We start from the raw sequence: 26,465 nt of genomic DNA, 5'->3' as shown, positions 1-26,465 counted from the left end.
CTGGGTGCGCCTTGGGTGCGGCCTTTTTCGACGGCGGAAAACATTCACGGAGATGTAGTCGTCTAGACGTTACGATGCCTTCACTCAACCGTCACAGACGCTTTCTAGAATGAGCCCACACAGGCCCGTAGCGGCCGGAAAAGAGGTACTCATGGAAGCGACGCCGGACGCAATCCGTATCGAGCGGTTGAGCAAGACGTTCAGCAACGGCCGCAAGGCCCTGGACGAAATCGATCTGCGCGTCGAGCCCGGCGAGATGGTTGCGTTGATCGGCGCGTCGGGCTCGGGCAAGTCCACGCTGTTGCGGCATATCGCGGGCTTCACGGCCTCGGATGCGCAGCCCTCGCAGATCGCGATTCTCGGCCGGCCGATTCAGCAGAACGGCCGGATCGTGCGGGAAGTGCGCAGCATTCGCCGCGACATCGGCTTCGTGTTTCAGCAATTCAATCTGGTGAACCGGCTTTCCGTCGAGACCAACGTGCTGATCGGCGCGCTGTCGCGTCTGCCGTGGTGGCGCCGTCTCACCGGGCGTTTTCCGGCCCGGAGCGGGCCCTGTCGATGGCCGCGCTCAACGAAGTCGGCATCGGCGAACACGCGCGCGAGCGCGCCGCGAACCTCTCCGGCGGACAGCAGCAACGCGCGGCCCTGGCGCGGGCGCTGGTGCAGCGCGCGCGCATCGTGCTCGCCGACGAGCCGATCGCCTCGCTCGACCCCGAATCGTCGCGCCGCGTGATGGACATGCTGCGCACGCTGAACGCCGAACATCGGCTCACGGTGCTGGTGTCGCTGCATCAGGTCGACTTCGCCATGCAGTATTGCCCGCGCACCGTCGCGCTGCGGCGCGGCAAGGTGGTGTACGACGGGCCCTCCGCGGCGCTCAACCCCGCGCTGCTCAAGCAGCTCTATGGCGACGACGTCCACGAACTGCTCGATGACGCGGACCCTGGCGCGACCGGCACCGCAAGCAACGCCGCCGGCATGGAAAGCAGCGCGCGGCTTCAGGACCCCCCATCCACCTCGACGCGCTACGCGTTCGCCCTCGACCCGGCGCACTCGAACTGAGCGCGCCAATCAATCCACTGTGTTCATTCAACCGGACCTCAACCGATGAAACTCCTGCGTTCATTGATCACGCTGACGCTCGGCGCGGCGGCCCTTGCCTGCGTCGCTACCGCACAAGCCGAGGCCATCAACCTCGGCATCATCTCGACGGATTCGTCCTCGGTGCTCAAACAGCGCTGGGAACCGCTGATCGAGGACATGAACCGGCAAACCGGCCTGAACGTGAAGGCATTTTTCGCGACGGACTACGCCGGCATTATCGAAGGCATGCGCTTTAACAAGGTACAGGTCGGCTATTTCGGCAATGCGTCGGCGATCGAAGCGGTGGATCGCTCGCAAGGCGAAGTGTTCGCGAAGGTCCTGTATGCGAACGGCGACGCCGGTTATTACTCGGTGCTGATCACCAACGTGAACAGCCGCTTCAAGACACTCGACGACGTGTTCAAAAACACCAGGGACGTCACGCTCGGTTTCGGCGACCCCAACTCCACATCGGGCACGCTGATTCCCGGCTATTACCTCTTCGCCAAACGCAATGTGCCGGTGAAGACGTCGTTCAAGACGGTGCTGCCGTCGAGCCACGAGGCGAATCTGCTCGCCGTGGTGAACAACAAGATCGACATCGCCACCAACAACACCGAGATGCTCGACACGCTGAAGAAGCAGCACCCGGACAAGTTCGCGCAAGTCCGCGTGCTGTGGACCTCGCCGCTGATTCCGTCCGACCCGCTCGTGTGGCGCAAGGATCTGCCGCAAGCCACCAAGGACAAGCTGCGCAACTTCTTCCTGAACTATGCGAAGACCGATCCGAGCGAAAAAGCGGTGATGGCCGCGATTACCGGCTATGGCGGCTTCGCGGCGTCGTCGGATGCGCAGTTGCTGCCGATCCGCCAGGTTGCGCTGTTCCAGCAGAAGCAGAAGATCGAGAGCGACACGCATCTCTCCGACGACGACCGCAAGACCCAGTTGGCCGCGCTCGACGCGAAGCTCGCCGCGCTCGGCAACGTGCAATCGAAGCAATGAACACGGTCGATCTGATCACGTCGCCGGCTCGCGCGAACGAAGCGCTCGCCGCGCGGGCGGCGCGTCATGGCCCGCCCGCCGCGGGCAAGCGCGGCTGGCTGTCGCTGGTCGGCTGGATCGCGGTGCTTGCGGTGCTGGGCGGCGCATGGCACGGCGCCGACATGCGTCCGCTGGATTTGCTGAGCGACTCCGGCAACATGGGCCAGTTCGCCAAGGACTTCTTCCCGCCGGATTTCAGCGAATGGCGCAACTATCTGCACGAGATGTACGTGACGCTTTCGGTGGCGGTGTGGGGCACCGCGCTCTCGCTCGTCTGCGCGGTGCCGTGCGGCTTGATGTCGGCGCACAACATCGCGCCGGCGTGGATCGTGCAGCCCATGCGCCGCGTGATGGACGCCTGCCGCGCGATCAATGAAATGGTGTTCGCGATGCTGTTCATCGTCGCGGTCGGTCTCGGCCCTTTCGCCGGCGTGCTGGCGCTGTGGGTGCATACCACGGGCGTGCTCGCCAAGCTCTTCGCGGAGGCGGTCGAGGCCATCGATCCGCGTCCGGCCGAAGGCGTGCGCGCAACCGGCGCGACCAGTGTCGACGAAATCGTTTATGCCGTGCTGCCGCAAGTGCTGCCGTTGTGGATCTCTTACGCGTTGTATCGCTTCGAATCGAACGTGCGCTCGGCGATGGTGGTCGGCATGGTCGGCGCGGGCGGAATCGGCGTGGTGCTGTACGAAGCGATCCGCTCGTTCAACTATGCGCAGACCGCTGCGGTGATGCTGATGGTGGTGGTGGTCGTGACGGTGATCGATCTGGCGTCGGCGTGGCTGCGTGAGCGGGTGACGTGAGGGTTTGGGGGGTCCTGGCGGTTCGCAACACGCCCCTCGCATTTCGTTTATTGCGATTTCGGATATTGCGTTTTACAATGCCGACATTGCGAGGACTACCGCCATGCACACCACGATGCACCTCACGTCGCTTCCTTCGGAGCAAGAGGCCGAGCTCGCCCGTACCTCCGGCCGGAATCTGTCGGTCGTGCTTTCGAGCCGTGCCGAGACGCAACGGTTCAACTTCAAGGACGACAAGGGCAAAACACGTAGCGTGGAGTTGCCGACATCGGTCGTCCGCCTGATGGTCGACGTGCTCGCGGAAATCGGCCAGGGCAATGCCGTATCGATCATCCCTATTCATGCCGAACTCACCACGCAAGAGGCAGCCGATCTGCTCAATGTTTCGCGGCCGTACTTCGTGCAGTTGTTGGAGAAAGGCGAGATTCCATTTCGCAAGGTGAATACGCATCGGCGCGTGCGCTATGAAGATGTGATGGCCTACAAGGATCGAATCGATTCATCGCGCCGCAAGGCACTGGACGAACTCGCGGCCTTGTCGCAGGAAATGGGACTCGAATAGCCGATGTCGTCGCATTTCACGGCAATCTACGACGCTTGCGTTCTCTACTCCCAACCGTTGCGCAATCTGTTGATGCGCCTCGCGCTCACCGATCTTTATAGGGCGCGCTGGACGCAGGCCATTCATGACGAATGGACCCGCAATCTGATCGCAAACCGTCCCGACCTCGATCCTGTTCGAATCCATCGCACCCGCGAACTCATGGACGCACATGTCCGCGACGCTTTGGTCGAAAACTACGAGCACCTGATACCGGCGATCGATTTGCCCGATCCCGGCGATGCGCATGTCGTCGCTGCCGCCGCGCATTGCGGGGCGGAACTCATCGTCACGTTCAACCTGAAGGATTTTCCAGTCAGCACGTTGCGCACTTTCAACCTGGTCGCGCAGCATCCCGACGACTTCATTGCCGATCTGTTCGACCTGAACCACGCCAAGGTTCTGGAGGCGATGGCCGAGCACCGGCAGTCGTTGAGGAATCCACCGAAGTCTGTCGACGCGTATCTCGACACGCTGGCCGGGCTCGGGCTCACGCAAACCGTTTCGGTTGTTCGACCATACGGCATCGCTATCTGAAGAGCCGCGTCCGCGAGCCCCTCACGCCAACTCCACCAACGTCGCATCAATCGCACCACCCAGCGTATTGAAAGCCGGCGCGATGTCCTCATCCGGCACGCACGCATAGCCGATCAGCAAACCCGACGGCGCCAGCGACGGTTGCGCGTAATACCCCGACAACGGCCGCACGACGATATTGCGCTCCAGCGCCGCGGCTGCCACCGCGCGGTCGTCGCTGCCCGGCGGCAGTTGCATCACCAGATGCAGGCCGGCATCGCCGCCCACCGCCGGCAACGCGTCGCCATAACGGCGTGCGGCGGCGTCGAGCAGACTCTGGCGACGCTGCCCGTAAAGCGTGCGCATCTTGCGGATATGCGAGGTGAAATGCCCTTCGTCGATGAACTCCGCGAGCATGGCCTGTTGCAGCAATTGTCCCTCGCGATACAGTTCGGCGCTCGCCGTGGCAAAGCTCTCCGCCAGCGCTTCCGGCGCCACCAGGTAGCCGATGCGCAAGCCGGGAAACAGCGTCTTGCCGAAGCTGCCCACGTAAATCACCTGCCCAGAGGTGTCCAGACCTTGCAGCGACGCCAGCGGCCGGCTGCCGTAACGGAACTCGCTGTCGTAGTCGTCCTCGATGATCCAGCATTGGTTTTGCCGCGCGTATTCGAGCAGCATGCGGCGGCGCGCGAGGCTCATCACCATGCCGAGCGGATATTGATGCGACGGCGTGACGAGCATCAGCCTGGGCGGCTGTGCGAGGTCGTCGGCGGATGGATTGATGCCTTCCTCGTCGACGGCGATCGGCCGCGATTGCAGCCCGGAAACGTGCATCACGCTGCGCACGCCCCAATAGCACGGGTCCTCGGTCCAGATCACGTCGCCCGGATCGGACAGCAGACGCACGGCGAGGTCGACCGACTGATGAATGCCCGTCGTGATGATGATCTGCTCGGGCGTGCAGCGCACCGAGCGCGAGGTGCGCAGATAGTCGGCCAGCGCGTGGCGCAGCGACGCCAGGCCGCCGCCCGGCGCGTAGGTCAACAGATCCGGGCGCAGCCGGCGCCAATACTTGTTGTGCAGGCGACTCCACACGCGCGCGGGAAACTTCGTGACGTCCGGCACGCCCGGCATGAACGCGCCCCATTGACGCTTCGACACGCCGGCGCCCGCGATCAGCCGCGCGCCGCGCGTGGACAGCGCGCGCTTTGCCGGCAACGGCGAGGACAGCGGTGAGTTCAACGGCGCGGGGCGGGCGTGCGCCGCGTCGGCATCCGGCCCGCCGACGATCTCGTCCGGCGCGCTATCGGCAACGAAGGTGCCGCTGCCGGTCGCCGAATTCACATAGCCTTCGAGCGCCAACTGCTCGTACACCTGCGTGACGGTGTTACGCCCGATGCCCAACTCCTTGGCCAGCAAACGCGACGACGGCACCTTGGCGCCCGCCGGCAGTTCGCGCGACAGGATCGCCTGTTGCAGCAGCCGATGCAGTTGACGATAGATCGGCTGGCCGTTGCCGCGATCGAGGCGCTGCGCCAGCCAATCGGACAACACACTCGCGCGCATCAGTGGCTCCTACATTTTTATTGAAATGGCTCTGAAGTTGAGAGCCAAATCTCATTATAGTCGCTGCATGTGCCGCTTAAGCGCGGCGTCCGCAAAAAACCGAGGAGCGCCGGAGATCACGATGAAGAATGCAGAATTGAAGAGCCGCAAGGACGCCGCCACGCCGCGAGGTGTCGGCGTGATGTGCGATTTCTACGCCGAGCGCGCCGAGAACGCCGAACTGTGGGACGTCGAGGGCCGCCGTTTCATCGACTTCGCCGCGGGCATCGCCGTCTGCAATACGGGCCACCGTCACCCGAAAATTCTCGCCGCGATCCGCGACCAGCTCGATCACTTCACGCACACCGCGTATCAGATCGTGCCGTACGCGTCGTATGTCGAACTGGCGGAGAAGATCAACCAGCGCGCACCGGGCGACTATCCGAAGAAGACCGCATTCTTCACGACCGGCGCGGAAGCCGTCGAAAACGCGATCAAGATCGCGCGCGCCGCGACCGGCCGTCCGGGCGTGATCGCGTTCACCGGCGGCTTTCATGGCCGCACGTTGATGGGCATGGCGCTGACCGGCAAGGTCGCGCCGTACAAGATCGGCTTCGGTCCGTTCCCGTCCGATGTGTTCCATGCGCCGTTCCCGAATCCGCTGCATGGCGTGACTACCGCCGATTCGTTGAAGGCGATCGACGCTTTGTTCAAGGCCGACATCGACCCGAAGCGCGTGGCGGCGATCATTTTCGAACCGGTTCAGGGCGAAGGCGGTTTCTATTCAGCGCCGGCCGAGTTCGTGCGCGCATTGCGCAAGCTGTGCAACGAGCATGGCATTCTGCTGATCGCCGACGAAGTGCAAACGGGTTTTGCGCGCACCGGCAAGCTGTTTGCGATGCATCACCATGACGTGGTGCCCGATCTGATGACGATGGCGAAGAGCCTCGCGGGCGGCATGCCGTTGTCGGGCGTGGTCGGTCGCGCCGACGTGATGGATGCGGCGGCGCCGGGCGGCCTCGGCGGCACGTATGCCGGCAATCCTTTGGCGATTGCCGCCGCGCATGCCGTGCTCGATATCATCGACGAAGAAAAGCTTTGCGAGCGCGCCACGGTGTTGGGTGACCGCGTGAAGGCGAAGCTGATCGCGCTGCAAGGCGAAGTGCCGCAAATCGCCGATGTGCGTGGACCGGGCGGCATGGTGGCGGTCGAATTTTGCAAGGCGGGGGGCACCGAGCCCGACGCGGAGTTTACCAGGCGCGTGCAAACTCGCGCGCTCGAGCGTGGCTTGTTGCTGCTGGTGTGTGGTGTCTATTCGAACGTGGTTCGGTTTCTGTTCCCGCTCACCATTCAGGACTCGGTCTTTGATGAAGCCATGGCTATTCTTGAGGGCGTGATCAGGGATAGTGTTGCTGTGGGGGTTTGAGTTTTTCGCCTGCGCGGACTCGCATTACAGCATCCATGGCCAGGCCGCGATCAAGTACATGCAGCTCGGCTAAATTCGAAAAGTGAAGCGGCCACGCCGGAATGTCCGACGTGGCCGTTTTCTTATCTGGTATGGGCGAAGACTCCCGGGCTGAACGGCCGTCATCGTCATATTGGCGTCAGTGCACAGGGCCTTGACGAAAAGCCCCCTACTTCACCACAACTTCCGTATGCGTCACCACCGGCGGCTTGTCAAAAAACGGCCCGACAAGTCGACGCCATTCCTGAAAGTCATCCGACTCGCGGAAGTGCACCATGTGATCTTCCAGCGTATCCCACTGAACGAGCAGAACATAACGGTTCGGCTGTTCGACGGTTCGATGAAGCTCGACGCCCTTGCAGCCGCGCGCCCGATTGAACAGCGGTATTGCCTGTGCGACGCCGGCCTGGAACTCCGCATCTTTTCCCGGCGCGATTTCGATTACTGCCATTTCATTCACCATACAACTCTCCAATGGAATTGAGTCCCCGCGATTCTACGCCGTAACGGTTCATCGAGCAGGTTCATCGAACGACGAAGCACAGCCCTGCCACCAAACCACGGTTGCTATAATTTTCCAGCCGCACGCACGCATTCGGCCACGGCGATCGCCAAAATAATTTCATACGCCCTACGTCAATCTGACTGGAAGATTCGATGTCCAAGCAAACGGCTAACGCAAGCGGACCGCCCACGCTAAGCGGGCTATTCCTCATCTTCAGCCGGATCGGACTCACGAGCTTCGGCGGCGGTCTGAGCGGCTGGCTTCTGCGGGAATTCGTGCAAGAGCGCCACTGGATCAGCGAGGAAGACTTCCTGAACGGCCTGGCAATTTCACAAGCGCTGCCGGGCATCAACGTGAAGAACATGGCGATCTGGATCGGACACCGGCTGCTCGGCTGGCGCGGCGCGCTGCTCGCGGTCACGGGAATCATCGTTCCGCCCGCCGTTTTCATCATTATTCTCGGCACGGCCTTCACCTATCTGCTTCATTTTCCGCCCGCTCATGTCCTGCTTGCGGGCGCGGCGGCAGCGGCCACCGGCCTGTCGCTGTCGATGGGCGTGACCACCGCGCGCCGCGTGCCGCGCACGCTGTTGCCCATGCTCTTTCTCGCCGGCACGTTTGTCGCGATCGGCGTTTTGCGCTTGCCGCTGGTATGGGTCGTGACAGGCGCGGGCGGCTTGAGCGTGCTGTCCGAGTACACCAAACTCCGCACCCAACTCCGCAAGGCATAGACATGTCGACACGCGTTCTCGTGCAGCTTGCGGCGGTCTTTGCGCCGCTGTCGCTGGTGACGATAGGCGGCGGCCAGGCCATCATCGCCGATATCCAGCGGCAGGTCGTGGACGTCCACGGTTGGATGACACACGGCCAATTCGCCGCCGACTTCGCCATTTCGCGCATGGCGCCCGGCCCCGGATCGCTGCTCGCCACGTTGATCGGCTGGCAAATCGCCGGGTTCTGGGGCGCCGTCGTGGCGACGCTCGCGCTGCTCGCGCCCACTGGCTTGCTGATCTACGGCGTCACGCACGTCTGGACGCGTTATCAGGGCGCGCCCTGGCAACTCGCGCTCGAACGCGGCCTGCGTCCCGTTGCATCGGGAATGATCCTCGCAGCGGGCTGGGTGCTGCTGAAGTCGCTCGACGGCGGCATGCCGGCCAAGGCAATTGCCCTCGCTTCAATGGCGCTATTGCTGAGCACACGAATCAATCCGCTGCTGCTATTGCTCGGCGGCGCGTTGCTGTTGCTCGGCGTGTCCGAGTTCGGCGCCGGCCTTCCGTATTTGCTTCAGGTGCATGTCGCGGGCTAAAGGCCCGCTTCCTCGTCGATCTCCAGATCCATCAACGCGGAACTCAGCGATTTGCCATGCGCGTCGAGAGCGAGCGAACGCGTTACGCCGCCGCCGAGCGCCCTCCCCAATACGAAGTTGAACGCGGCGAGGCGAGGCAATTCATAGCGCACCACGTCGCCGAGCACGACGTCGCTCAAAAACGCCTTCATGCGCTCGGAGGTCAGCACCTTCCGCAGAAGATCGTAATGCCGCGCGTCATGACAAATGACGGATACGTTCAACGTATTGCCCTTATCGCCCGTGCGTGAATGGGCCAGTTCGCGTAGCTTCATGTCACGCCTCCACAAACGAGAAAGTCGGATTCGTGGACTCGCGCGGCAATAGCACCGATTGCACCGCCACCACTTCGCGTGTCGACTTCGTCACTCCGCCGCCGCCCGCCGGACCGTTGGTATAAAGCGTCTCCACTTCATTGCCGATCCGCACCGCCTCGGCCAGCGACGCCGTGCGTCCCGCCACCCGCGCCCGCACTTCATAGGGTTCCGCGCCGCGCGCGCCCGCCGTTTCGCCGTGCAACGCGTTCACGCCGATCAGATCGAACCGTAACTCGCTCGTTTGCACACCGGTCAACGCGAGCCGTTCGCGGACGATACCCAGCGCGAGCCGCGCACGCGCCACCGCGCCCGGACCCGCGTATGAAACTTGCCCTTCACCGATAAACCCGTCGACGTAGGCCACGGATGCCTTCAACGTATCGGTGCGCGGTGAGCCGCGCCCGCCTGTAATGCGGACGCGGTCCGGCGCCTCTTCATTCACGCATACGTTAGAGAAATCGGCGACGACATCGGGCTGCAAGTAGCGCTGCGGATCGTGGATTTCATAGAGCAACTGTTCCTTGCAAGTGGCTTCGGTCACGCGTCCTCCCGCATGAGGCACCTTGCTGATGACAACCGATCCGTCCGCCGCCACTTCCCCGATCGGAAAGCCGAGTCTCGCCAGATGGGGAACGTCCTTGAAACCCGGATCGGCGAAATAGCCGCCCGTGATCTGCCCCGCGCACTCGAGCAGATGGCCGACGACGGTTGCCTGACCGAGCGTGTCCCAGTCGTCCATGCTCCAACCGAACCTATGAATCAGCGGCGCGGTGAAAAGCGAGGGATCGGCCACGCGGCCGGTCAGCACGATTTGCGCGCCCGCTGCGAGCGCCGCGACGATCGGCGCCGCGCCAAGATAGGCATTCGCCGAGACGATGCGATCGCGATATGACGCCACGCGTTCGCCCGATTCCTCGAACGTGAAATCGCCGCGCTGCACGACATCGAGCACATCGTCACCGGTGACGGCCGCGATCTTCACGTCGCCCAGTCCGAGCGAACGCGCGATCTGCGCGGTTTTGCGCGCCGCGGCCAGCGGGTTCGCCGCACCCATGTTCGAGATGATCCGCACGCCATTGCGGATCGCGGCGGGCAGCACGGCTTTCATTCGCGCTTCGAGCAGCGGGTCGTACCCAAGTTGCGGATCCTGTCGTCGAGCCTGCTGCGCAATCGCGATGGTCCGCTCGGCCAGGCATTCGAACACGAGGTAATCGAGCGCGCCGTGTTCGGCCAACTCGACCGCCGGCTCGATCCGGTCGCCCGAATAACCCGCGCCCGCGCCGATGCGGACCACGCGTCCTCGATCTTGAGTAACGGTCATGCTGGTCTCATCCATTCGATGAAGCTCACAAAGGGAATACGCCTAGCGCCACGCACGCAATCGTCATGACGATCGACGCGGCGAACAGCAGTGGAAAGGTGAACCGCTGATGGTCCGCGAGATCGATTCCGCACAGGCCGACCACGAGAAACGTCGCGGGCGTGAGCGGGCTCACCGGGAAACCGGTGGTCATCTGACCGAGCAGCGCCGCCTGTCCCACGTGCACCGACGGCACGCCGAGTTGCCCCGCGACTTCGGCGATCACGGGCAGCACGCCGAAATAGAACGAATCGGGATCGAACAGCATGCTGAGCGGCATCGACACGAGGCCAAGCGCGACGGGAATGTGGCTCGCCATGGCTGGCGGCACGAAACCGACCGCGGCTTGCGCCATCGCCTTGAGCATGCCGCTGCCTTGCATTACGCCGGTGAACACGCCGGCGGCGAGCAGGATGCCGGCCATCATCAACGCGGCGCGCGCGTGAGCGTCGATACGCTTGCGCTGCATCTCGACGTTCGGGTAGTTCACGATCAGCGCGACGCACAGACCGACCATGAACATCAGCGCGGGCGGAATTTTTTCGCCCATCACCACCATCGTTCCGAGCACGACGAGCGTCAGCACGATGTTGAACCAGAAGTTCCTCGGGCGGCGCAAGGCCTGCTCGTCGGGCGTCAGTTCGCGCTTCGGCATCGGAATGGCGCCCGCCGCGCCGGTGAGGCCGAGGCGCTTTTCCTCGCGCCGGCCGAGCCAGAACGCCATGCCGAAGACGAACACGAGCCCGATCGCCTGAACCGGAATCAGCGGATTGAAAAGCGCCGAAACCGGCAGATGCAGCGAAGCGGACGCGCGGATCATCGGTCCGGTCCACGGCAGAAAATTGATGCCGGCCGCCATCGAAACCGCCGCGGCGAGCACGCGCCGGTCCATCTTCAGGCGATCGTAGAGCGGCAGCATCGCGGGAATGGTGACGAGAAAGCAGACCGCGCCGGACCCGTCGAGGTGAATCAGCAGCGCCAGCAGCGTCGTGCCCATCACGATTCGCGTGGGCCGCGTGCCGACCGCGCGCAAGATCCGGTCGATGATCGGGTCGAGCGTGCCCGCATCGGTGATGGTGCCGAAGTAGAGAATCGCGAACACGAACATGCCGACGACGGGCGCGAGGTTCTTCAGGCCGTCGATGACGAACTTGCTCGTCTGGAACCCGAAGCCGCCGATCAGCGACGCGGCGATCGGCACGATGATGAGCGCCACCAGCGGCGACATTCGTTTGGACAGGATGGCGGCCAGCAGCACGACGATGGTGGCCAGCCCCAGTAATGGCAGCATGTTGCACGTCTCCGATGTTGTTTTTTACTGGAAGCCAGCGTAAGTTCGATCCCACAATAGAACAATTGAAATGATTTGATCGCAGCCATTACAAACCATCATGGATCTGAATCTCAGGGACATCCGCGCGTTCGTCGCTGTCGCGCAAACGGGCAGTTTCACGCGGGCGGCGGCGCGGCTGCATCTGTCGCAACCGGCGTTGACGGTGCAGATCCGGCGGCTGGAGGAAACGGTCGGCGCACGGCTTTTCGACCGCAACAGCCGAAGCGTCGCGCTCACGCCCACCGGGCGCGAATTGCTGCCGGTATTGCAGAAGTCGCTGCACGACATGGAGCATGTGCTGATCGACGCGCGCGCGCTCGGCGATGGATCGAGCGGCACGGTGCGGATTGCCTGCTTGCCCACCTTCGCGGCGAGCGTGCTGCCCGAACTCGTGCAGCAACTCAGGAAAGCCGTGCCGCGCGCCGGCTTCCAGGTGCGCGACGTGGTCGCGAGCATGGTCAACACGCTCGTGCGCAATGAGGAGGTGGATATCGGCGTGACCGGAGGCGAGCTCACGGATTCAGCGCTCGAAGTGCTGCACGCCAGCGACGATCGCCTCGTCGCGGTGCTTCCGAAACGTCATGCACTCGCGCGGCGCAAGCGCGTGACGCTCGCCGATCTGGCCGGCGTGCCGCTCGTGCCGACCGCGCAGGGCACGAGCGTTCGCGCGGTGGTGGATGGCGCGTTCGACAACGCGGGCTGCACGCCGCAGATCGCGTGCGAACCCACGTACATGATGACCGCCGTGGCGATGGTGCGCGCGGGGCTGGGCGTGACGATATTGCCCGCGTCGGCGCGCGAGGTGCGCGCCGAACCGGAACTGCTGGTTCGTCCAATCGACGATCCGGCGTTCGTGCGGCCCATTGCGTTGATCAAGAAGCGCGGAAGGACGTTGCCGCCGGTGACGGAGACGTTCGTTGCGGCGTTGATCGAGAGGCTCGGCGAGGGTGCCTCGTTTGGCTAACGCGTGGTGCGGGCACAGGTGACACGAGCCTTGTCCGGCGGCGCCCGAACGCACAACAGGCCAGCTTCACCGCACGGCGAAGCTGGCCTGTTGAAAATGCTGCGAAGGATCTACAGCGCGAAATCGGTCGATTCGCGCCGTGTTCACTCAATGACCAACATAAACCACCGGAGGCGAATACGAACTCGGCGCCGCTTCCGTACGAGCGCCAGCCTGCGACGATCCATTCGTCGCCGAGCCATACCCGCTGGTTTGAGCCTTGCCGTTCTGCGCGGCGACCCGCGCTTCGGCTGCCTGAATGTTCGCCGGATAGTCGTCGTCGTTCGCAATCGCGGGGTTGTAACCGGCCTTTTCCAGTTGGACCAGTTCGGCGCGGACCTGAGCGCGCGTGACCGGCTGGTTGGATTGAGCAAAAGCGGCGAGCGGCGCGGTAATGAGAGCAGCGATAGCAACAGCTTCGATCAGGGACTTCATGATTCCTACCTCCAGAGATTGTCTTGTTGGGTGCTGAAGACCTGTTTGTCCCCAGCCGTTGAAGACAGTCTAGAAGTCGGAGCGATGAGGGTAAACGCCTAATCCAAACAATCAGTGTTGCGGCAAACGAGACAATGACGCGTCCGGTGCATGCGTGCGCGCCTGGGACGGCGGCACGCGGCCCGCATTGCTTCCGCCCATCACTTGCCGGTCGCTTCTGGGACTTGCGCCGAAGCGCGCCCGATACGTGCGCGAGAAATGCGACGGCGATTCGAATCCGCAAGCGACGCAAATCGACGTAATCGACATATCGGTCTGTTGCAGCAACTCACGCGCGCGGGTGAGGCGCAGTTGCAGATAGAAATGCGTCGGCGTGTCCTTCAGCGACGCGCAAAACAGCCGCTCCAGTTGCCGCCGTGTCACGCCGATTTCCTGCGCGAGCCGGTCGGGCGCGAGCGGCTCCTCCATATGCTGCTCCATCACGCCGATCACCTGAATCAGCTTGCGGTTGTGCACGCCGTAACGCGCGGCGATCTCCATGCGCTGATGGTCCGAGCGCTGCCGGATGCGGCTCACCACGAACTGTTCCGACACAGCCGAGGCGAGCGCCGCGCCGTGTTTGCGGCCGATCAGGTCGAGCATCATATCGATGGACGCCGTGCCGCCCGCGCACGTGATACGCCGCTCGCCGATCTCGAACAGTTCCTGGCTCGCGTCCAGCGACGGGTAGCGCTCGCGAAACGCCGACAGCGCTTCCCAATGCACCGTCACGCTGTCCGAGCCGCGCAGCAGCCCCGCTTCCGCGAGCACGAAGCTGCCGGTGTCGATCCCGCCGAGCGTCGCACCGCCGCGTTCCAGGCGTTTCAGCCAGTCGCCGAGCACGCGCGTATAGCAGGCCAGCGGCTCGAAGCCGGCCACGACGAAGACCGTCCGCGCCTCGCTCACCTCGCCGATCGCCGCGTCCGCGTTGATCGAAATGCCGTTGCTGGCCGCTATCGGCGCGCCGTCCAGACTGAGAATGCGCCAGCGGTAAAGATCGCCGCGAAAGCGGTTCGCCACCCGCAACGGCTCCACCGCCGACATGAAGCCGATCGCGGAGAAGCCCGGCAGCAACAGGAACGACATATCTTCGGGCATCGTGCTGAGGACTCGGTGAGGGCCAAAAAGCAGGCGGACGCGGGGTTCCGGCGAGCGTAGCAAGCGGCTCGCGAGCCGGCAAGGCGCGCCAAAATTCCGCCCGCCTGGCGGTGCCACGGCGCAATGCGCCGCGATACTGGTTTTCCCTCGTTGTCGCATGGGAGCAAGAACGGGTCGCTGATGGTCGCTTTGGCATGAATATGGGGCATTACCGTAGCGTCATTCTTGCAGTTCAGGCCGCGGTTCAGGCCTCACAGCAAGCGGTATCGCGCAGGTCCGTGGCCCGCGTCGTTTCGTTCATTGCGGCCCGGTTCGAAACACGCAGTCGAACGTGTCCAACGTATCCAAAATGTCGAAGGGGAACGTCATGAAGTTCAGCGTCAAAGCCTTGCTTGCCCATCTTGCGTGCCTCGCGGCCGTGCTCGCCGCTTCGCCCGCGCTCGCCCAGGATCCGCCCGCCTGCCGCGCCGTGCGTTTCGCGGACATCGGCTGGACGGATATCACGTCGACCACCGCGCTCGCCTCGACCGTCTTCGAAGGCCTCGGTTATCAGCCGGTCACGACTGTCGCCTCCGTGCCGATCTCGTTCGCGGGTCTGAAGAGCAAACAGCTCGACGTGTCGCTCGGTTACTGGTGGCCGGTGCAGGAAAAAGCGATTGCGCCCTTCGTCGAATCGAAATCGATTCAGGTGCTGCAACCACCGAATCTGACGGGCGCCAAGGCGACCTTCGCGGTGCCGGGCTATGCCTACGACGCCGGCCTCAAAACCTTCGCCGACATCGCCAAACACCGCGATCAACTCGACGGCAAGATCTACGGCATCGAACCCGGCAGCAGCGCCAACGCGGCGATCCAGAAGATGATCGCCAACAACCAGTTCGGCCTCGGCGGTTTCAAGCTGATCGAATCGAGCGAAGCGGGCATGCTGGTTTCCGTGGACCGCGCGATTCGCGAGAAGAAATGGGTGGTGTTTCTCGGCTGGGAACCGCATCCGATGAACATTCAGATCGACATGAAATACCTCACCGGCAGCGACGGCGTATTCGGTCCGAACGACGGCGAAGCACGCGTTTACACGCTGACGTCCCCCGACTTTCTGACACGCTGCCCGAACGCCGGCAAGCTCGTGAGCAATCTGCGCTTTTCGACGCAACTGGAAAACGTCGTGATGCAGTCGGTCATGAACAAGGAAAAGCCCGCCGAAGCCGCCAAGGCGTATCTGAAGAAGAACCCGCAAGTACTCGACGCCTGGCTCGCCGGGGTCAAGACCTACGACGGTAAAGACGGCTTGCCGGCAGTGAAGGCTTATCTCGGGCTTTGAGCTTTTCAATCGCGCATTTCAATTCACAGAACAGAGGGACTCGCACGCATGAATCATGAAGTCATCGTGACCTGCGCGGTCACCGGCGCAGGCGACACCGTCGGCAAGCATCCGGCCATTCCCGTCACGCCGAAGCAGATCGCCGAGGCCGCCATCGAAGCCGCGAAAGCCGGCGCCACCGTCGCGCATTGCCATGTGCGCGATCCGCAAACCGGCCGCGGCAGCCGCGATCCACGGCTTTATCGCGAGGTGGTCGACCGCATCCGCTCGTCGGGCACCGACGTCATCATCAATCTGACGGCGGGCATGGGCGGCGATCTGGAGATCGGCCCCGGTGAAGATCCGCTGCGCTTCGGCGTCAACACCGATCTGGTGGGCGGCTTGACGCGGCTCGCGCATGTCGAGGAACTGCTGCCGGAAATCTGCACGCTCGATTGCGGCACGCTCAATTTCGGCGACGGCGATTACATCTACGTGTCGACGCCCGCGCAATTGCGCGCCGGCGCGAAGCGCATCCAGGAACTCGGCGTGAAGCCGGAACTGGAAATCTTCGACACCGGTCACTTGTGGTTCGCCAAGCAATTGCTCAAGGAAGGCTTGCTCGACGCGCCGCCGCTGTTTCAGATCTGCCTCGGCATTCCGTGGGGCGCACCCGCCGACACCACGACGATGAAAGCAATGGCCGACAACCTGCCCCCCGGCGCGCAATGGGCCGGCTTCGGCATAGGCCGCATGCAGATGCCGATGGTCGCGCAGGCGATGCTGCTCGGCGGCCACGTGCGCGTCGGTCTCGAAGACAACATCTGGCTCGACAAAGGCGTGCATGCCACGAACGGCACGCTGGTACAGCGTGCGGTGGAGATCGTCGAACGGCTCGGCGGCCGCGTGCTGACGCCCGCCGAAGGACGCCGCAAACTGGGCTTGCCCGCGCGTGGCGAGCGTCAGTTGGAACGGCGTGCGGCGGAACAGTACGCGTGAAACGTGCGGCGCGTTCGCATGGCCTCATTGAACGCGCATCGGCTTGGAACCTGAGAACTCATAGGCAAAAAAAGGAACGTCAGCAATGGCAGTGATCGTCGATATCAAAACATTTGCCGCCATCGGCGCGGGCGTGATCGGCAGCGGCTGGGTGGCGCGGGCGCTCGCGCACGGACTCGATGTGATCGCGTGGGACCCCGCTCCCGGCGCTGAAAAACAGTTACGCGAGAACGTGGCGAATGCATGGCCGGCCTTGGAGCGCGTGGGTCTCGCTGACGGCGCGTCGCCGGCGAGATTGCGCTTCGTCGATACGATCGAGGCGTGCGTCGAACACGCGGACTTCATTCAGGAAAGCGCGCCGGAACGCGAGGCATTGAAGCTCGCGCTGCACGAGCAGATCAGCCGCGCGGCGAAGCCGGAGGCGATCATTGCGTCGTCCACGTCGGGGCTGTTGCCGAGCGATTTTTACGCGCGTGCGGTGAATCCGCAGCGCTGCATCGTCGGGCATCCGTTCAATCCGGTGTATCTGCTGCCGCTCGTCGAAGTGCTCGGCGGTGAAAGAACCGCCGCGGAAACCGTCGACGCCGCCATGCGTATCTATCGTTCGCTTTCAATGCGGCCCCTGCGCGTGCGCAAGGAAGTGCCGGGCTTCATCGCCGACCGTTTGCTCGAAGCACTATGGCGCGAGGCGCTGCACCTCGTGAACGACGGCGTGGCGACCACCGGCGAAATCGACGACGCGATCCGCTTCGGCGCGGGCATCCGCTGGTCGTTCATGGGGACGTTCCTCACTTACACGCTGGCGGGCGGCGACGCGGGCATGCGCCATTTCATGCAGCAGTTCGGACCGGCGCTCGAACTGCCGTGGACTAAACTGGTGGCGCCGACGCTGACGGACGAACTGATCGACCGCGTCGTGGACGGCACGGCGGAACAGGTCGGGCCGCGCTCGATCAAGCAGCTCGAACGTTATCGCGACGATTGCATTACGAGCGTACTGGCGGCGATTGGCGACGTAAAGGCGCGGCACGGCTTGCTGCCCGCCGATTGATGCGCGAGGAGCGGCATGCCGCGAGGCGTGCCGCCTCGCGTCGATGCATTGCGACCGCGCACTGCCGCCGCCGCTGCATTTCATCCGGGAATGAAGGAGACGATGACCCATGCCGCAAGATGCTTCACTGCCCTGCTATCGCGACACCGTGCGCGCCGAATGGGTCGACTACAACGGCCACTTGCGCGACGCTTTTTATATGCTGATTTTCAGCTTCGCGACCGACGTGCTGATCGAGCAGATCGGTCTACCGGACGCGGTGCGCAAAGCGCGGGGCCGCTCGATCTATACGCTCGAAGCGCATATCAACTATCTGCATGAGATCAAGGAAGGCGCGCAGGTTCGCGTCGATATGCGCGTGCTCGGGGCGGACGCGAAGCGCTTGCATCTCTACCTGGAGATGTTCTCCGGCGATGGCGTCGAACCGGTAGCGGCCGGCGAACAGATGCTGCTGCATGTGGATACCGGCGGGCCGCGCGCGATTGCGTTCGATCCCGATGTGGCGGCGCGTGTGCAGTCGTTGGCGCACGCGCATGCGGTATTGCCGGCGGCAAGATTCGCGGGACGCGTGATCGGCCTGCCCGCGCATGCCGCCGCACAAAAGCACTGACCATGCTCGAACCGGAGATCGCCGCGTTCGTCGCAAGAACCGCTGCGATTTATCCGGCGCATGCAGCTTCATTAGCGCTGCGCGAGCAGCGAGCAATATACGACCGGTATGCGGCTGCGTTCACGCCTCGCTTGCCTGAGGGCGTCGCGACACAAGACGCCGCGTTCCGCGCCCGCGCGGGCCATTCGATCAAGCTACGGCTCTATCGGAATCGCGCAAAAGCGCATGACGCCGTCTCCGGCGTCGTGTTGTATTTCCACGGCGGCGGCTTCGTGCTCGGCTCGCTGGACAGTCATCAGATCGTGACGGCGCGCATTGCCGCCGATACGGGGCTCGACGTGATCGCCGTCGACTACCGGCTGGCTCCCGAACACCGCGCGCCCGCCGCGCACGAAGATTGCCTGGAGATCGCGCTCGCCGCGTTGCAAGGGCGCTTGCCTTTCGATTGCCCCACGCGTTGCGCTCTGCGACTCGCGGGCGACAGCGCCGGCGGCAATCTTGCGGCGAGCGTGGCCATGCGTCTGCGCGACGACGGTGTTGAAGGCGTGCGCGGACTGGCGCTGATCTATCCGATGCTCGGCATCGAACCGCAGATGCCCGCGCGCGAAACCGAGGCGCACGCGCCGATGCTCACGCTCGCCGACGTTCACGCGTTTCGCGATCTCTATTGGGGCGGAGAACAGAGGCCCTACCCGACATGGACAATACCGCTCGATGCAACACGCATCGACGGACTACCGCCGACGCTCGCAATCGGCTGCGAACACGATCCGTTAAGAGACGACGCGCGCGTGTTTGCGGAACGCATCGATTCAGCCGGCGGAGAGGCGCGCTACTGGCTCGGCGCCGGACTCGTGCATGGATGCTGGCGCGCAATGGATTCGAGTCCCGGCGTTCAGGCATTGCATCATGAAGTGTGCCGTTTTTTGTGTACCTGCTTTGTCGGCTGACCCACTGAAAAATAATCGAAGGGTCAACGCGCTCCACGCTTGCAGGCCAATAGCCACGCGGCCGCAATCCCCAACAGAATGAGACGTGCCTGCCGCACTGGCAGGCATGTGTGGCTGCCACAAGCAGCCGTTCCTGTGAAAGGAAAATCATATGTTGATGCGTGACGTAATCCCCCATGCTCTGAACCGCGGATCCGCCCTTCTTTCAGAGAACCCGACGACTACGGCTTCACCCAAAACCTTCCAGCACACGTTCGACATTTATCTCAAGGACTCGAATGCTTTCATGAATACGTATTTCTCGCGCTATTTCGAGTGGCAAGGCGTTTGCCGCGAGCGGTGGTTCCACGAGTGCATACACGATGACCTGCTGGGATCGGACGGCATGTTCGTGACCAAACGCGCGCACCAGGAATACGTCCATGAAACCTTCCCGTTCCAGCGAGTGGATTGCTATCTGAACACCGTGCAGGTCAGGCACTGCTCCGCGTATCTGCTGTTTCGCTTCTGCGTGGACGGGCGGCAGGTTTCGCAGGGCTACCAGCAAATCCTGTATGCCGGGCGAGACCGGAAGATCAGGCGCTTCCCGGATGCGATCGTCGAGCGGGTGAAGGAATATGAACTGCCGTTTTCGGCGCTGACGAATGCCTGATAGCGGGCAATCTTGCGCATGACAGCGCTTGACCTTTAAACCTGACGGATCAACGCCGGCGCCTGGAGCGCGCCGGCGCTGCGCGCGTCGCGCGGTCCGCCGCTGAACCCGGCGCCGGCAATCGCACGGTGAAGGCGGTGTGCGAACCGCGCACCGAACTGCATTCGATCGTGCCGCCCAGAAGCTCGGTTGCGCGGCGGCAAAACGCGAGGCCCATGCCCGCGCCGCTTCCGTGCCGCTTGGTCGAGAAGAACGCGTCGAAGATGTGGGGCAATACGTCGGGCGCAATGCCGGGCCCGGTGTCGCGGAATCGCAGCACGCAGAAGTCCTGCTCCATTGCGGCGCTGATCGTGATCTCGCCGTCGCCGCTCACGCGAATGGCATGAAACGCATTTTTCAGCAGGTTGAACAACACGAAAACCACCAGCGTATCCGAGCCCGAAAAACGCACGGCCGCGCCGATGGGCGTCACCGTCACGCGGGCACGTTCGTCGCCGCGAAACGGATAACGCTCCAACGCCGACGCCACACATTGCTGCAGCGAATGCGGACTGAAACGGCTGCGATCCAGACGATCGAGCGTAAAAGACGCGAGCGCCATTTCGACCATCGCGCTGGTGCCCGATACTTCGCGCCGGATTGCCGCTGCGAGCTGGCTTATGCGTTCTGACTGCCCCGCATGCCCTTGGTCGTCGTAAATGCCGTGCGTGACGGCCAGCCGATAACCTTTGAACACATGCGACCACACGCTCGCGATTTCGTCGGCGTGCATGCCGATGGTCGCGAGCGGCGTCGCGATCTCGTGCGCGATCGTCGCCGCCAGCGCATACGGGTGAATCAGGTGATAGCGAACGATCGTGATCGCGAGAAGCCCCAGGCTCAGCGCGATGAACAGCACGCCTGGCGGATAGAACGGCAGGCCGTAGTTGACGGCGTAATCGACTGCGGCGAACGCATAGAGGCACACGCCCGCAAGGCACAGATCGAGACGCCTGCGTGCTTCGCCGCCGGCCTTCTTGCGGGCGGCGAGAAGAAGCTGCGCGCAGCGCCCCGCAAGCAGCACGGTTTGCGCGACGTGCAAGGGATGCAAAGGCCCCGCGGCCGGATAATAACCAAAGAAGAACCGCCGATAGCCGGCGACCACGAGATCACCTGGAAGCAGCGCCGCGAGCACCAGGCACAGGCCGTAGGACGCGAGCAATACAGGCTGCTCACGGCGCCGCGCCGTCACTTCGGTAATGAAGTGATAGAACGTGGTGGGCAGAAACAGAATGAACAGATAGCCGAGCCTGACCAGCAGGCTAGCGATGTGCGGACTTTGCGTCTGGAACAGCAATGTCCACGTGCCCTGCCACGCAAAGGTCGTCGCGCACATCAAAAGGAATGGCGCGGACAGGCGTGTGATGCCTTGGGTGATGAGTACGTAAAGCCCGAACACCACGAACAACGCGGACACGAAGGCGGTCGGAATGGCGTACATGGGGCTCGACGTGTTGAAGAGCGTTAGCGCTTCGCCTCATTGCGCCATTGCGCAAACGTTCGAACGTCCAAACCCACCTCGGCCGCGTCGATGCGAGCCCAACCATAGTAAGCGTCGTGCCAGCCGGGAATTTCACGCGGCTGCAGCATGCGGAACTCGACGCCCGCGCGGTAGGCCAGATGCGGCCAGAAAAGCGGCATCACCTCGCGCACCGCGATCTGTCTCAGCAGTTCCGCCGGGCCGTTTTCGTCCGCCACGATCTCGCCCTGCAAGATCCAGTCGTGCTCGGCCCACGCGACGAACACGCTCGGGTTGCCCGCGCGGTCGAACATCAGAATGGCATTTTGCTCGGGACGCCAATAGTACTCGACGATACCTTCGGCGGCGGCCAGCTCGTCGATCAGCTTGCGCGTTCTCGGATCGCAATACGTGGTGCCGTTTTCGCCCAACGCCAGCCAACCGCTTTCGGAACAATGCCGGGCTCGGGCGTCGTTCAGAAAATGGGTTAATCGGCTTGCCGACTCCGCGTCGGTCTTTCTCAGATATAAATCGACGATTCCGGCATTGAACGCGTTGACCGCGACGGTCTCGTCCGCGACGCCGGTGAGCAGCGCTTTCGCGCACCGCAAGTCGGATATCGAAGAGAGCAATTCGACACCGCTCACCCCCGGCATGTCGTAATCGACGACGACCGCCGCGACCTCCGCAAAGCGCGACTTACGCAGCAAGATGTCGCGCTCAGCCGAGGTTTCGACAAATCGCTCGACACCGGTTTCGCTCAAACACGCCGACGCCGGCGCAAACTCCAGTGAATTCGCGCGGGCATGTTGACGGATAAACGCGAGTGCCGCTTGCGGCCGCGTGAAAAACAGATTGGTGGAGATATCCGGAAAGAAACGGCGCAGCGCGTCGAGATAACTGTCGTTGTCGTCCACGAAAACGACAGTTGCCGGATACGAAACTGGTGGTCGAATAAAGTTGTTCATATTTTTCACGTGGCTCGTCACACCGCCGCTGACACGAACGGCAAAGGCGGCAACCATACGAAAAAGCTTCCTATACGTTTTTTCTAACTCTGATTACCAGGCTGGTCCCCGCCGATCCATATAGTACAGGCGTCCAGGCATTAACAGTGAAACACCGCACAAACTTTCCTTTACTTTTTTATTGGTATATGCAAACTGAATAATGTTAATCGCATTTCAACCCACCACACATTGATTCACTGCTTTGGGGCGAGCAATGCGCCAGCACAATGCTGCCAGTTCAGCAGCTTGAAACGCAGCGCCATTCTCTATGGCGCGATGCAATAAGCGTTCGCCTGAATGGCATGGATCGTGCAAATCAATCCATACGGCCGGAACTCGAAACGTTCCGGCTCCCTCCCCTCACCGACTCAAGAGCAGGCGTATGGCATCACAAAACCAGCGTGAAGATTTGCCGCTTTCCCGCGGCACGGACTACGAGCCATTGGCCGCCAGATTCAGGCCCATTTTCGAACGCATCGCGGCAGGCGCGCTCGAGCGCGAACGCACTCGCACGCTCCCGCACGAACAGATCGAGTGGTTGAAGGAAGCGGGCTTCGGCGCCATTCGCGTGCCGGCCGAATACGGCGGCGCCGGCGCATCGCTGCCGCAACTCGTGCACTTGCTGATCGAACTGGCGGAAGCCGATTCGAGTTTGCCGCAGGCGTTGCGCGGACACTTCGCCTTCGTCGAGGACCGCATCAACGCTGTGCCGGGCCCCGCGCGGGAAAAATGGTTCGAGCGTTTCGTGAATGGTGAAATCGTCGGCAATGCGTGGACCGAAGTCGGCGCGGTCAAACTGGGCGAAGTCATCACGCGTGTGTCGCGGCGCGGCAACCAGTGGGTCGTGAACGGCACGAAGTACTACAGCACGGGCAGCATCTTTGCGGACTGGATCGACGTGTACGCGCAACGCGACGATAACGGCGCCGACGTCATCGCGGCGTTGAGCACCCGCCAGCCGGGCGTCAAACAGAGCGACGACTGGGACGGTTTCGGCCAACGCACCACGGGCAGCGGAACCTCGGTGTTCGAGAATGCCGTGGTCGACGAGGAAAACATCATCGACTTCTCGACGCGCTTCAAATACCAGACCGCGTTTTATCAGCTCGTGCTGATCGCCGTGATCGCGGGGACGGGCCGCGCCGCGTTACGCGACATCTCGCATGAAGTCCGCAAGCGCACCCGCGTTTACAGCCACGGCAACGCGCCGCGCGTGAGCGAGGACGCCCAGGTGCAGCAGGTGGTCGGGCAAATCGCGGCGCGCGTATATGCGGCCGAAGCCGCCGCCGTGCGCGCGGCCGAGCCGTCGCAACGCGCATACGAAACGCGCTTCGGCGCGGATCGCGAAGCCGAGAAGTCGGCGAACGTCGCCGCCGAAATCGAATCGGCCAAGGCGCAAGTCGCGGTGGCCGCGCTGATTCTGCAAGCCACCACCGACCTCTTCAACGCACTCGGCGCATCCGGCGTCAGCGAGAACAAACTGCTGGACCGCCACTGGCGCAACGCTCGCACCGCCGCATCGCATAACCCGCTCATCTACAAGGAACGGATCGTCGGCGATTGGGAAATCAACGGCACCGAGCCGCCTTTCATCTGGCAGATCGGCAACGGCGTGTCGGCGGCATGATTCGGCGGCGCGGCGAGCATCATGCGTGGACCGGCTCGACGGCCGGTCCGCAGGCGGCGTCAAGCGAGATGTTCGCCGCTACGCCGCGACGAGGCCGCGCGAACTCGCGGCTACTTTTGCGCGGAAATCTGTCTCGCGCGAATCAGCCGCGCGCGCAATACGTTTCGGCTAATGCCCAGCAATCTCGCGGCCTGGATCTGGTTGCGATAGCAGAACTCGAACGCCACCCGCATCACGGTGTCTTCGATCTGTTCGAACAGCTTGCCTTCCGCGTTATCGAACAGATTGCGCAAGGCGCCCTCGAGCCCTTCGAGCGGCGTGCATGGCGCCGGCTCATTGCCCGCTCGCCGCGCGCTCTGAACGCCGAACGACGACATCTGCAAATCGCCCTCCCTCAACGAATCGCTGCTGCACACGAGCAAAGCGTAGTGAATGACGTTTTCCAGTTCGCGGATGTTGCCGGGCCAACTGTGCGCCAGCAGCTTTCGCTCCGCGCACGGCTCGATGCCGACAGCGCCATAACCCAGCCGGTTTCTGTACTCTTCAATGAAGTATCTGGCGAGCGGCAAGATATCGCCCGGCCGGTCGCGCAGCGTGGGCACGGCCAGATGCACCACGTTCAGGCGATAAAACAGATCCTCGCGGAAATGACCCGCCGCCACCGCGTCCTGCAAATGCACGTTGGTGGCCGCCAGCACGCGCACGTCGATAGGAATGCTCCGGCGCGAGCCCAGCCGCACGATTTCGCGTTCCTGCAACACGCGCAACAGCTTGACCTGCATCGAAAGCGGCAGGTCGCCTATCTCGTCGAGAAAGAGCGTGCCGCCATTGGCCGCCTCGAACCAGCCGGGCTTCGCGCAAAACGCGCCGGTGAACGCGCCTTTCTCGTGACCGAACAACTCGCTCTCCACCAGCGACTCGGAAAACGCACCGCAATTGACGGCCACGAAAGGCCGGTCCCTGCGCGCGCTGAGGTTATGCACGTGACGCGCGACCAGTTCCTTGCCGGTGCCGGTCTCGCCGATCACGAGGACATTGGCGTCGCTCGGCGCCACCATGCGAATACGTTCGAGCAACGCCAGCGAGCGCGGGTCCGAGAAAACTTGCGCGGTGGCGCGGATGGAAGTGGTCAGCGTGCGCGTGTCGGGCATCGTCAATAAAGGCGGCGACTCCGCTCGTGTAATGGCTGAGCGTTCCGCCAACACGTGATTGAATGAAGAATTCATGAGTAGAAGCTCGGTGTCGGACAGCCTATTCTGAACACCCGGCGCGACTTCCTATGCATTTTGTTGTGGGAACCAAAGTCGAATTGCTTCTTTGGCAGCAGCATCGTCATGAATGCCGCTTCCGCATCGACACACGCTTCGCTCGACGCCGTTCACGCGGTTTTGTCGGCATTCTGAAAGTCCGCGTTGCGCTCGCCGAAACCCGGCACTGCTTCTCCAGCAGCAGCGCCGAGGCCATCTTGCTTCGTCAGCTTCATACGCACGCCTGCAATCGTTCCATGCCGCCGCGATATACGCGCGGGAAAACGCCGCAAACGGCTATGTCATTTGACTCGCCGCGCCATCGGGCCGAAACGCGCGACCGCCCCAAAGTACAGCTCGCGCCGGCAGCGGCGAATGGCACGCTATTCGCTCAATAAGCCGAACTCCCTATTTGATTCGCTTCCCATTGAAAGGATCGTTCGCATGAGCAACAGATTGAACGTGGTCGCGGTTTCCGGCGGATTGCAACGGCCATCGCGCACGCTGGCCGTGGTCGAGGGCCTGCTCGCGGCGCTCGGCGACGCGCTGCCGATCGACACGCACCTCGTCGAACTCGGCCAGATCGCGCCGCGACTCGCCGGCGCCGTGCTGCGCGCGCAGCTTCCCGCCGACGTCGAAGCGCAGATCAAGGCGATCGAATCGGCCGATCTGATCATCGCCGCGAGCCCTGTCTATCGCGCTTCGTATACCGGGCTCTTCAAGCATCTGTTCGATCTCGTGCATCACGAGGCGCTGTTCGACGTGCCCGTCCTTCTCGCGGCAACCGGCGGCAGCGAGCGTCACGCGCTGGTGATCGATCATCAACTGCGGCCGCTCTTCAGCTTCTTTCAGGCTCGCACGCTGCCGATCGGCGTCTATGCGTCGGATGCGGATTTCGACGGCCATGCCATCGCAAGCGCCGCGCTGAAAGAGCGCATCGCGCTCGCCGTGACACGCGCGCTGCCGTGGCTGCATGCGGGACGCCTTCCGGCCTATTCCTCGCGAGCGGCAACGCTGGCTGCCTAACCTCCTTCA

The 26,465-nt window shown here is 63.1% G+C and carries 26 protein-coding genes and 1 pseudogene; 17 read left to right on the top strand and 10 right to left on the bottom strand.

What is annotated here, in order from left to right; translation table 11 throughout:
- Nucleotides 1–151 precede the first annotated feature (151 nt).
- The 5 genes and pseudogenes from phnC to ACOCG7_RS03875 all read left to right on the top strand — a co-directional run bounded on the left by phnC (nucleotide 152) and on the right by ACOCG7_RS03875 (nucleotide 4,062).
- A pseudogene (gene phnC / locus ACOCG7_RS03895) lies at nucleotides 152–1,062 on the top strand (phosphonate ABC transporter ATP-binding protein).
- A 45-nt stretch (nucleotides 1,063–1,107) separates the two neighbouring features.
- Nucleotides 1,108–2,085, top strand: a complete 978-nt coding sequence (gene phnD, locus ACOCG7_RS03890) for a phosphonate ABC transporter substrate-binding protein (RefSeq protein WP_421376894.1) — start codon at nucleotides 1,108–1,110, stop codon at nucleotides 2,083–2,085.
- A complete protein-coding gene (gene phnE / locus ACOCG7_RS03885) occupies nucleotides 2,082–2,924 on the top strand; it encodes a phosphonate ABC transporter, permease protein PhnE (protein WP_083082486.1) in 843 nt (280 codons plus the stop codon). The genes phnD and phnE overlap by 4 nt, the downstream gene beginning before the upstream one ends.
- A gap of 103 nt (nucleotides 2,925–3,027) precedes the next feature.
- Nucleotides 3,028–3,486: an excisionase family DNA-binding protein gene (locus ACOCG7_RS03880; protein WP_154872070.1), complete on the top strand. Its 459-nt coding sequence runs from the start codon at nucleotides 3,028–3,030 to the stop codon at nucleotides 3,484–3,486.
- A 3-nt stretch (nucleotides 3,487–3,489) separates the two neighbouring features.
- Complete coding sequence (locus ACOCG7_RS03875; protein WP_347143384.1) at nucleotides 3,490–4,062, top strand: PIN domain-containing protein; 573 nt, start codon at nucleotides 3,490–3,492, stop codon at nucleotides 4,060–4,062.
- 21 nt (nucleotides 4,063–4,083) lie between these two features.
- Here ACOCG7_RS03875 and ACOCG7_RS03870 read toward each other — a convergent pair whose 3' ends face one another.
- Nucleotides 4,084–5,607: a PLP-dependent aminotransferase family protein gene (locus ACOCG7_RS03870; protein WP_347143385.1), complete on the bottom strand. Its 1,524-nt coding sequence runs from the start codon at nucleotides 5,605–5,607 to the stop codon at nucleotides 4,084–4,086.
- Between the two features lie 121 nt (nucleotides 5,608–5,728).
- On the opposite strand from ACOCG7_RS03870, the gene ACOCG7_RS03865 reads away from it, so the two are divergent.
- Nucleotides 5,729–7,012: a 4-aminobutyrate--2-oxoglutarate transaminase gene (locus tag ACOCG7_RS03865; protein ID WP_421376891.1), complete on the top strand. Its 1,284-nt coding sequence runs from the start codon at nucleotides 5,729–5,731 to the stop codon at nucleotides 7,010–7,012.
- 208 nt (nucleotides 7,013–7,220) lie between these two features.
- Here ACOCG7_RS03865 and ACOCG7_RS03860 read toward each other — a convergent pair whose 3' ends face one another.
- Nucleotides 7,221–7,514: an antibiotic biosynthesis monooxygenase family protein gene (locus tag ACOCG7_RS03860; protein ID WP_073430170.1), complete on the bottom strand. Its 294-nt coding sequence runs from the start codon at nucleotides 7,512–7,514 to the stop codon at nucleotides 7,221–7,223.
- A 194-nt stretch (nucleotides 7,515–7,708) separates the two neighbouring features.
- On the opposite strand from ACOCG7_RS03860, the gene ACOCG7_RS03855 reads away from it, so the two are divergent.
- Together ACOCG7_RS03855 and ACOCG7_RS03850 are read left to right on the top strand one after the other, a co-directional pair.
- Complete coding sequence (locus ACOCG7_RS03855) at nucleotides 7,709–8,287, top strand: chromate transporter (protein WP_310129423.1); 579 nt, start codon at nucleotides 7,709–7,711, stop codon at nucleotides 8,285–8,287.
- A gap of 2 nt (nucleotides 8,288–8,289) precedes the next feature.
- The gene (locus tag ACOCG7_RS03850; protein WP_154872075.1) at nucleotides 8,290–8,862 is read left to right on the top strand and encodes a chromate transporter; all 573 of its coding nucleotides are present in this window, start codon (nucleotides 8,290–8,292) and stop codon (nucleotides 8,860–8,862) included.
- Here the strand turns inward: ACOCG7_RS03850 and ACOCG7_RS03845 are convergent.
- Genes ACOCG7_RS03845 through ACOCG7_RS03835 form a run of 3 tightly spaced genes read right to left on the bottom strand, consistent with a single transcriptional unit; the run spans nucleotide 8,859 to nucleotide 11,869 of the window.
- Entirely contained in the window at nucleotides 8,859–9,176 is a 318-nt protein-coding gene (locus ACOCG7_RS03845; protein ID WP_421376888.1) for an AtuA-related protein, read from the bottom strand. The genes ACOCG7_RS03850 and ACOCG7_RS03845 overlap by 4 nt on opposite strands.
- 1 nt (nucleotide 9,177) lies before the next feature.
- Nucleotides 9,178–10,539 carry an acyclic terpene utilization AtuA family protein gene (locus ACOCG7_RS03840; protein WP_421376886.1) on the bottom strand — a complete coding sequence of 454 codons (1,362 nt, stop codon included), beginning with the start codon at nucleotides 10,537–10,539 and terminating at the stop codon, nucleotides 9,178–9,180.
- A gap of 25 nt (nucleotides 10,540–10,564) precedes the next feature.
- Nucleotides 10,565–11,869, bottom strand: coding sequence for a CitMHS family transporter (locus ACOCG7_RS03835; protein ID WP_154872077.1), 1,305 nt, complete (start codon nucleotides 11,867–11,869; stop codon nucleotides 10,565–10,567).
- Between the two features lie 100 nt (nucleotides 11,870–11,969).
- Between ACOCG7_RS03835 and ACOCG7_RS03830 the strand changes: the two genes are divergently transcribed.
- Complete coding sequence (locus tag ACOCG7_RS03830; RefSeq protein WP_421376884.1) at nucleotides 11,970–12,875, top strand: LysR family transcriptional regulator; 906 nt, start codon at nucleotides 11,970–11,972, stop codon at nucleotides 12,873–12,875.
- A 147-nt stretch (nucleotides 12,876–13,022) separates the two neighbouring features.
- Here the strand turns inward: ACOCG7_RS03830 and ACOCG7_RS03825 are convergent, their stop codons facing one another.
- Together ACOCG7_RS03825 and ACOCG7_RS03820 are read right to left on the bottom strand one after the other, a co-directional pair.
- The gene (locus ACOCG7_RS03825; RefSeq protein WP_310125616.1) at nucleotides 13,023–13,349 is read right to left on the bottom strand and encodes a DUF4148 domain-containing protein; all 327 of its coding nucleotides are present in this window, start codon (nucleotides 13,347–13,349) and stop codon (nucleotides 13,023–13,025) included.
- A gap of 111 nt (nucleotides 13,350–13,460) precedes the next feature.
- A complete protein-coding gene (locus tag ACOCG7_RS03820; protein ID WP_347143389.1) occupies nucleotides 13,461–14,486 on the bottom strand; it encodes a GlxA family transcriptional regulator in 1,026 nt (341 codons plus the stop codon).
- Nucleotides 14,487–14,853: 367 nt separating this feature from the next.
- Between ACOCG7_RS03820 and ACOCG7_RS03815 the strand changes: the two genes are divergently transcribed.
- The 6 genes from ACOCG7_RS03815 (at nucleotide 14,854) to ACOCG7_RS03790 (ending at nucleotide 20,048) form a co-directional block, all read left to right on the top strand.
- Complete coding sequence (locus ACOCG7_RS03815) at nucleotides 14,854–15,807, top strand: choline ABC transporter substrate-binding protein (protein WP_083083063.1); 954 nt, start codon at nucleotides 14,854–14,856, stop codon at nucleotides 15,805–15,807.
- A 48-nt stretch (nucleotides 15,808–15,855) separates the two neighbouring features.
- On the top strand, nucleotides 15,856–16,785 hold the full coding sequence (locus ACOCG7_RS03810) for a 3-keto-5-aminohexanoate cleavage protein (protein ID WP_083082500.1): 930 nt from the start codon (nucleotides 15,856–15,858) through the stop codon (nucleotides 16,783–16,785).
- An 85-nt stretch (nucleotides 16,786–16,870) separates the two neighbouring features.
- Nucleotides 16,871–17,836 carry an L-carnitine dehydrogenase gene (locus ACOCG7_RS03805; RefSeq protein ID WP_073430183.1) on the top strand — a complete coding sequence of 322 codons (966 nt, stop codon included), beginning with the start codon at nucleotides 16,871–16,873 and terminating at the stop codon, nucleotides 17,834–17,836.
- A gap of 109 nt (nucleotides 17,837–17,945) precedes the next feature.
- Nucleotides 17,946–18,446 (top strand): thioesterase family protein, encoded by a 501-nt coding sequence (locus ACOCG7_RS03800; RefSeq protein WP_073430184.1) that lies wholly within the window; start codon nucleotides 17,946–17,948, stop codon nucleotides 18,444–18,446.
- Between the two features lie 2 nt (nucleotides 18,447–18,448).
- Nucleotides 18,449–19,396, top strand: coding sequence for an alpha/beta hydrolase (locus ACOCG7_RS03795; protein ID WP_421376880.1), 948 nt, complete (start codon nucleotides 18,449–18,451; stop codon nucleotides 19,394–19,396).
- A 151-nt stretch (nucleotides 19,397–19,547) separates the two neighbouring features.
- Nucleotides 19,548–20,048 (top strand): acyl-CoA thioesterase, encoded by a 501-nt coding sequence (locus ACOCG7_RS03790; protein ID WP_073430186.1) that lies wholly within the window; start codon nucleotides 19,548–19,550, stop codon nucleotides 20,046–20,048.
- 49 nt (nucleotides 20,049–20,097) lie between these two features.
- On the opposite strand, the gene ACOCG7_RS03785 is transcribed toward ACOCG7_RS03790, so the two are convergent.
- Nucleotides 20,098–21,528: an ATP-binding protein gene (locus tag ACOCG7_RS03785; RefSeq protein WP_421376877.1), complete on the bottom strand. Its 1,431-nt coding sequence runs from the start codon at nucleotides 21,526–21,528 to the stop codon at nucleotides 20,098–20,100.
- Nucleotides 21,529–21,551: 23 nt separating this feature from the next.
- Nucleotides 21,552–22,514: a response regulator gene (locus tag ACOCG7_RS03780; RefSeq protein ID WP_073430223.1), complete on the bottom strand. Its 963-nt coding sequence runs from the start codon at nucleotides 22,512–22,514 to the stop codon at nucleotides 21,552–21,554.
- A gap of 424 nt (nucleotides 22,515–22,938) precedes the next feature.
- Here ACOCG7_RS03780 and ACOCG7_RS03775 point away from each other — a divergent pair, with 424 nt between their 5' ends.
- Nucleotides 22,939–24,183: an acyl-CoA dehydrogenase family protein gene (locus ACOCG7_RS03775; RefSeq protein WP_073430188.1), complete on the top strand. Its 1,245-nt coding sequence runs from the start codon at nucleotides 22,939–22,941 to the stop codon at nucleotides 24,181–24,183.
- Between the two features lie 110 nt (nucleotides 24,184–24,293).
- On the opposite strand, the gene ACOCG7_RS03770 is transcribed toward ACOCG7_RS03775, so the two are convergent.
- Nucleotides 24,294–25,409, bottom strand: coding sequence for a sigma-54 interaction domain-containing protein (locus ACOCG7_RS03770; protein WP_073430189.1), 1,116 nt, complete (start codon nucleotides 25,407–25,409; stop codon nucleotides 24,294–24,296).
- 465 nt (nucleotides 25,410–25,874) lie between these two features.
- Here ACOCG7_RS03770 and msuE point away from each other — a divergent pair, with 465 nt between their 5' ends.
- The gene (msuE, locus tag ACOCG7_RS03765; RefSeq protein ID WP_421376874.1) at nucleotides 25,875–26,456 is read left to right on the top strand and encodes an FMN reductase; all 582 of its coding nucleotides are present in this window, start codon (nucleotides 25,875–25,877) and stop codon (nucleotides 26,454–26,456) included.
- Nucleotides 26,457–26,465: the final 9 nt, after the last annotated feature.

The sequence above is a fragment of the Paraburkholderia sp. DD10 genome (assembly GCF_049177125.1).
GTDB lineage: Bacteria > Pseudomonadota > Gammaproteobacteria > Burkholderiales > Burkholderiaceae > Paraburkholderia > Paraburkholderia terricola.
The sequence above is the reverse complement of the archived record's forward strand: the minus strand, read 5'-3'. Positions and strand labels throughout refer to the sequence as shown.

Coding starts and splice junctions, on each gene's coding strand:
- ACOCG7_RS03775 (WP_073430188.1), top strand. CDS start 22,939: ATGGCATCACAAAACCAGCGTGAAGATTTGCCGCTTTCCCGCGGCACG.
- ACOCG7_RS03850 (WP_154872075.1), top strand. CDS start 8,290: ATGTCGACACGCGTTCTCGTGCAGCTTGCGGCGGTCTTTGCGCCGCTG.
- ACOCG7_RS03865 (WP_421376891.1), top strand. CDS start 5,729: ATGAAGAATGCAGAATTGAAGAGCCGCAAGGACGCCGCCACGCCGCGA.
- ACOCG7_RS03780 (WP_073430223.1), bottom strand. CDS start 22,514: ATGAACAACTTTATTCGACCACCAGTTTCGTATCCGGCAACTGTCGTT.
- ACOCG7_RS03800 (WP_073430184.1), top strand. CDS start 17,946: ATGCCGCAAGATGCTTCACTGCCCTGCTATCGCGACACCGTGCGCGCC.
- ACOCG7_RS03805 (WP_073430183.1), top strand. CDS start 16,871: ATGGCAGTGATCGTCGATATCAAAACATTTGCCGCCATCGGCGCGGGC.
- ACOCG7_RS03830 (WP_421376884.1), top strand. CDS start 11,970: ATGGATCTGAATCTCAGGGACATCCGCGCGTTCGTCGCTGTCGCGCAA.
- phnE (WP_083082486.1), top strand. CDS start 2,082: ATGAACACGGTCGATCTGATCACGTCGCCGGCTCGCGCGAACGAAGCG.
- ACOCG7_RS03790 (WP_073430186.1), top strand. CDS start 19,548: ATGTTGATGCGTGACGTAATCCCCCATGCTCTGAACCGCGGATCCGCC.
- phnD (WP_421376894.1), top strand. CDS start 1,108: ATGAAACTCCTGCGTTCATTGATCACGCTGACGCTCGGCGCGGCGGCC.
- ACOCG7_RS03845 (WP_421376888.1), bottom strand. CDS start 9,176: ATGAAGCTACGCGAACTGGCCCATTCACGCACGGGCGATAAGGGCAAT.
- ACOCG7_RS03795 (WP_421376880.1), top strand. CDS start 18,449: ATGCTCGAACCGGAGATCGCCGCGTTCGTCGCAAGAACCGCTGCGATT.
- ACOCG7_RS03840 (WP_421376886.1), bottom strand. CDS start 10,539: ATGACCGTTACTCAAGATCGAGGACGCGTGGTCCGCATCGGCGCGGGC.
- ACOCG7_RS03785 (WP_421376877.1), bottom strand. CDS start 21,528: ATGTACGCCATTCCGACCGCCTTCGTGTCCGCGTTGTTCGTGGTGTTC.
- ACOCG7_RS03875 (WP_347143384.1), top strand. CDS start 3,490: ATGTCGTCGCATTTCACGGCAATCTACGACGCTTGCGTTCTCTACTCC.
- ACOCG7_RS03880 (WP_154872070.1), top strand. CDS start 3,028: ATGCACACCACGATGCACCTCACGTCGCTTCCTTCGGAGCAAGAGGCC.
- ACOCG7_RS03815 (WP_083083063.1), top strand. CDS start 14,854: ATGAAGTTCAGCGTCAAAGCCTTGCTTGCCCATCTTGCGTGCCTCGCG.
- msuE (WP_421376874.1), top strand. CDS start 25,875: ATGAGCAACAGATTGAACGTGGTCGCGGTTTCCGGCGGATTGCAACGG.
- ACOCG7_RS03870 (WP_347143385.1), bottom strand. CDS start 5,607: ATGCGCGCGAGTGTGTTGTCCGATTGGCTGGCGCAGCGCCTCGATCGC.
- ACOCG7_RS03860 (WP_073430170.1), bottom strand. CDS start 7,514: ATGGTGAATGAAATGGCAGTAATCGAAATCGCGCCGGGAAAAGATGCG.
- ACOCG7_RS03820 (WP_347143389.1), bottom strand. CDS start 14,486: ATGCCCGAAGATATGTCGTTCCTGTTGCTGCCGGGCTTCTCCGCGATC.
- ACOCG7_RS03810 (WP_083082500.1), top strand. CDS start 15,856: ATGAATCATGAAGTCATCGTGACCTGCGCGGTCACCGGCGCAGGCGAC.
- ACOCG7_RS03770 (WP_073430189.1), bottom strand. CDS start 25,409: ATGAATTCTTCATTCAATCACGTGTTGGCGGAACGCTCAGCCATTACA.
- ACOCG7_RS03855 (WP_310129423.1), top strand. CDS start 7,709: ATGTCCAAGCAAACGGCTAACGCAAGCGGACCGCCCACGCTAAGCGGG.
- ACOCG7_RS03825 (WP_310125616.1), bottom strand. CDS start 13,349: ATGAAGTCCCTGATCGAAGCTGTTGCTATCGCTGCTCTCATTACCGCG.
- ACOCG7_RS03835 (WP_154872077.1), bottom strand. CDS start 11,869: ATGCTGCCATTACTGGGGCTGGCCACCATCGTCGTGCTGCTGGCCGCC.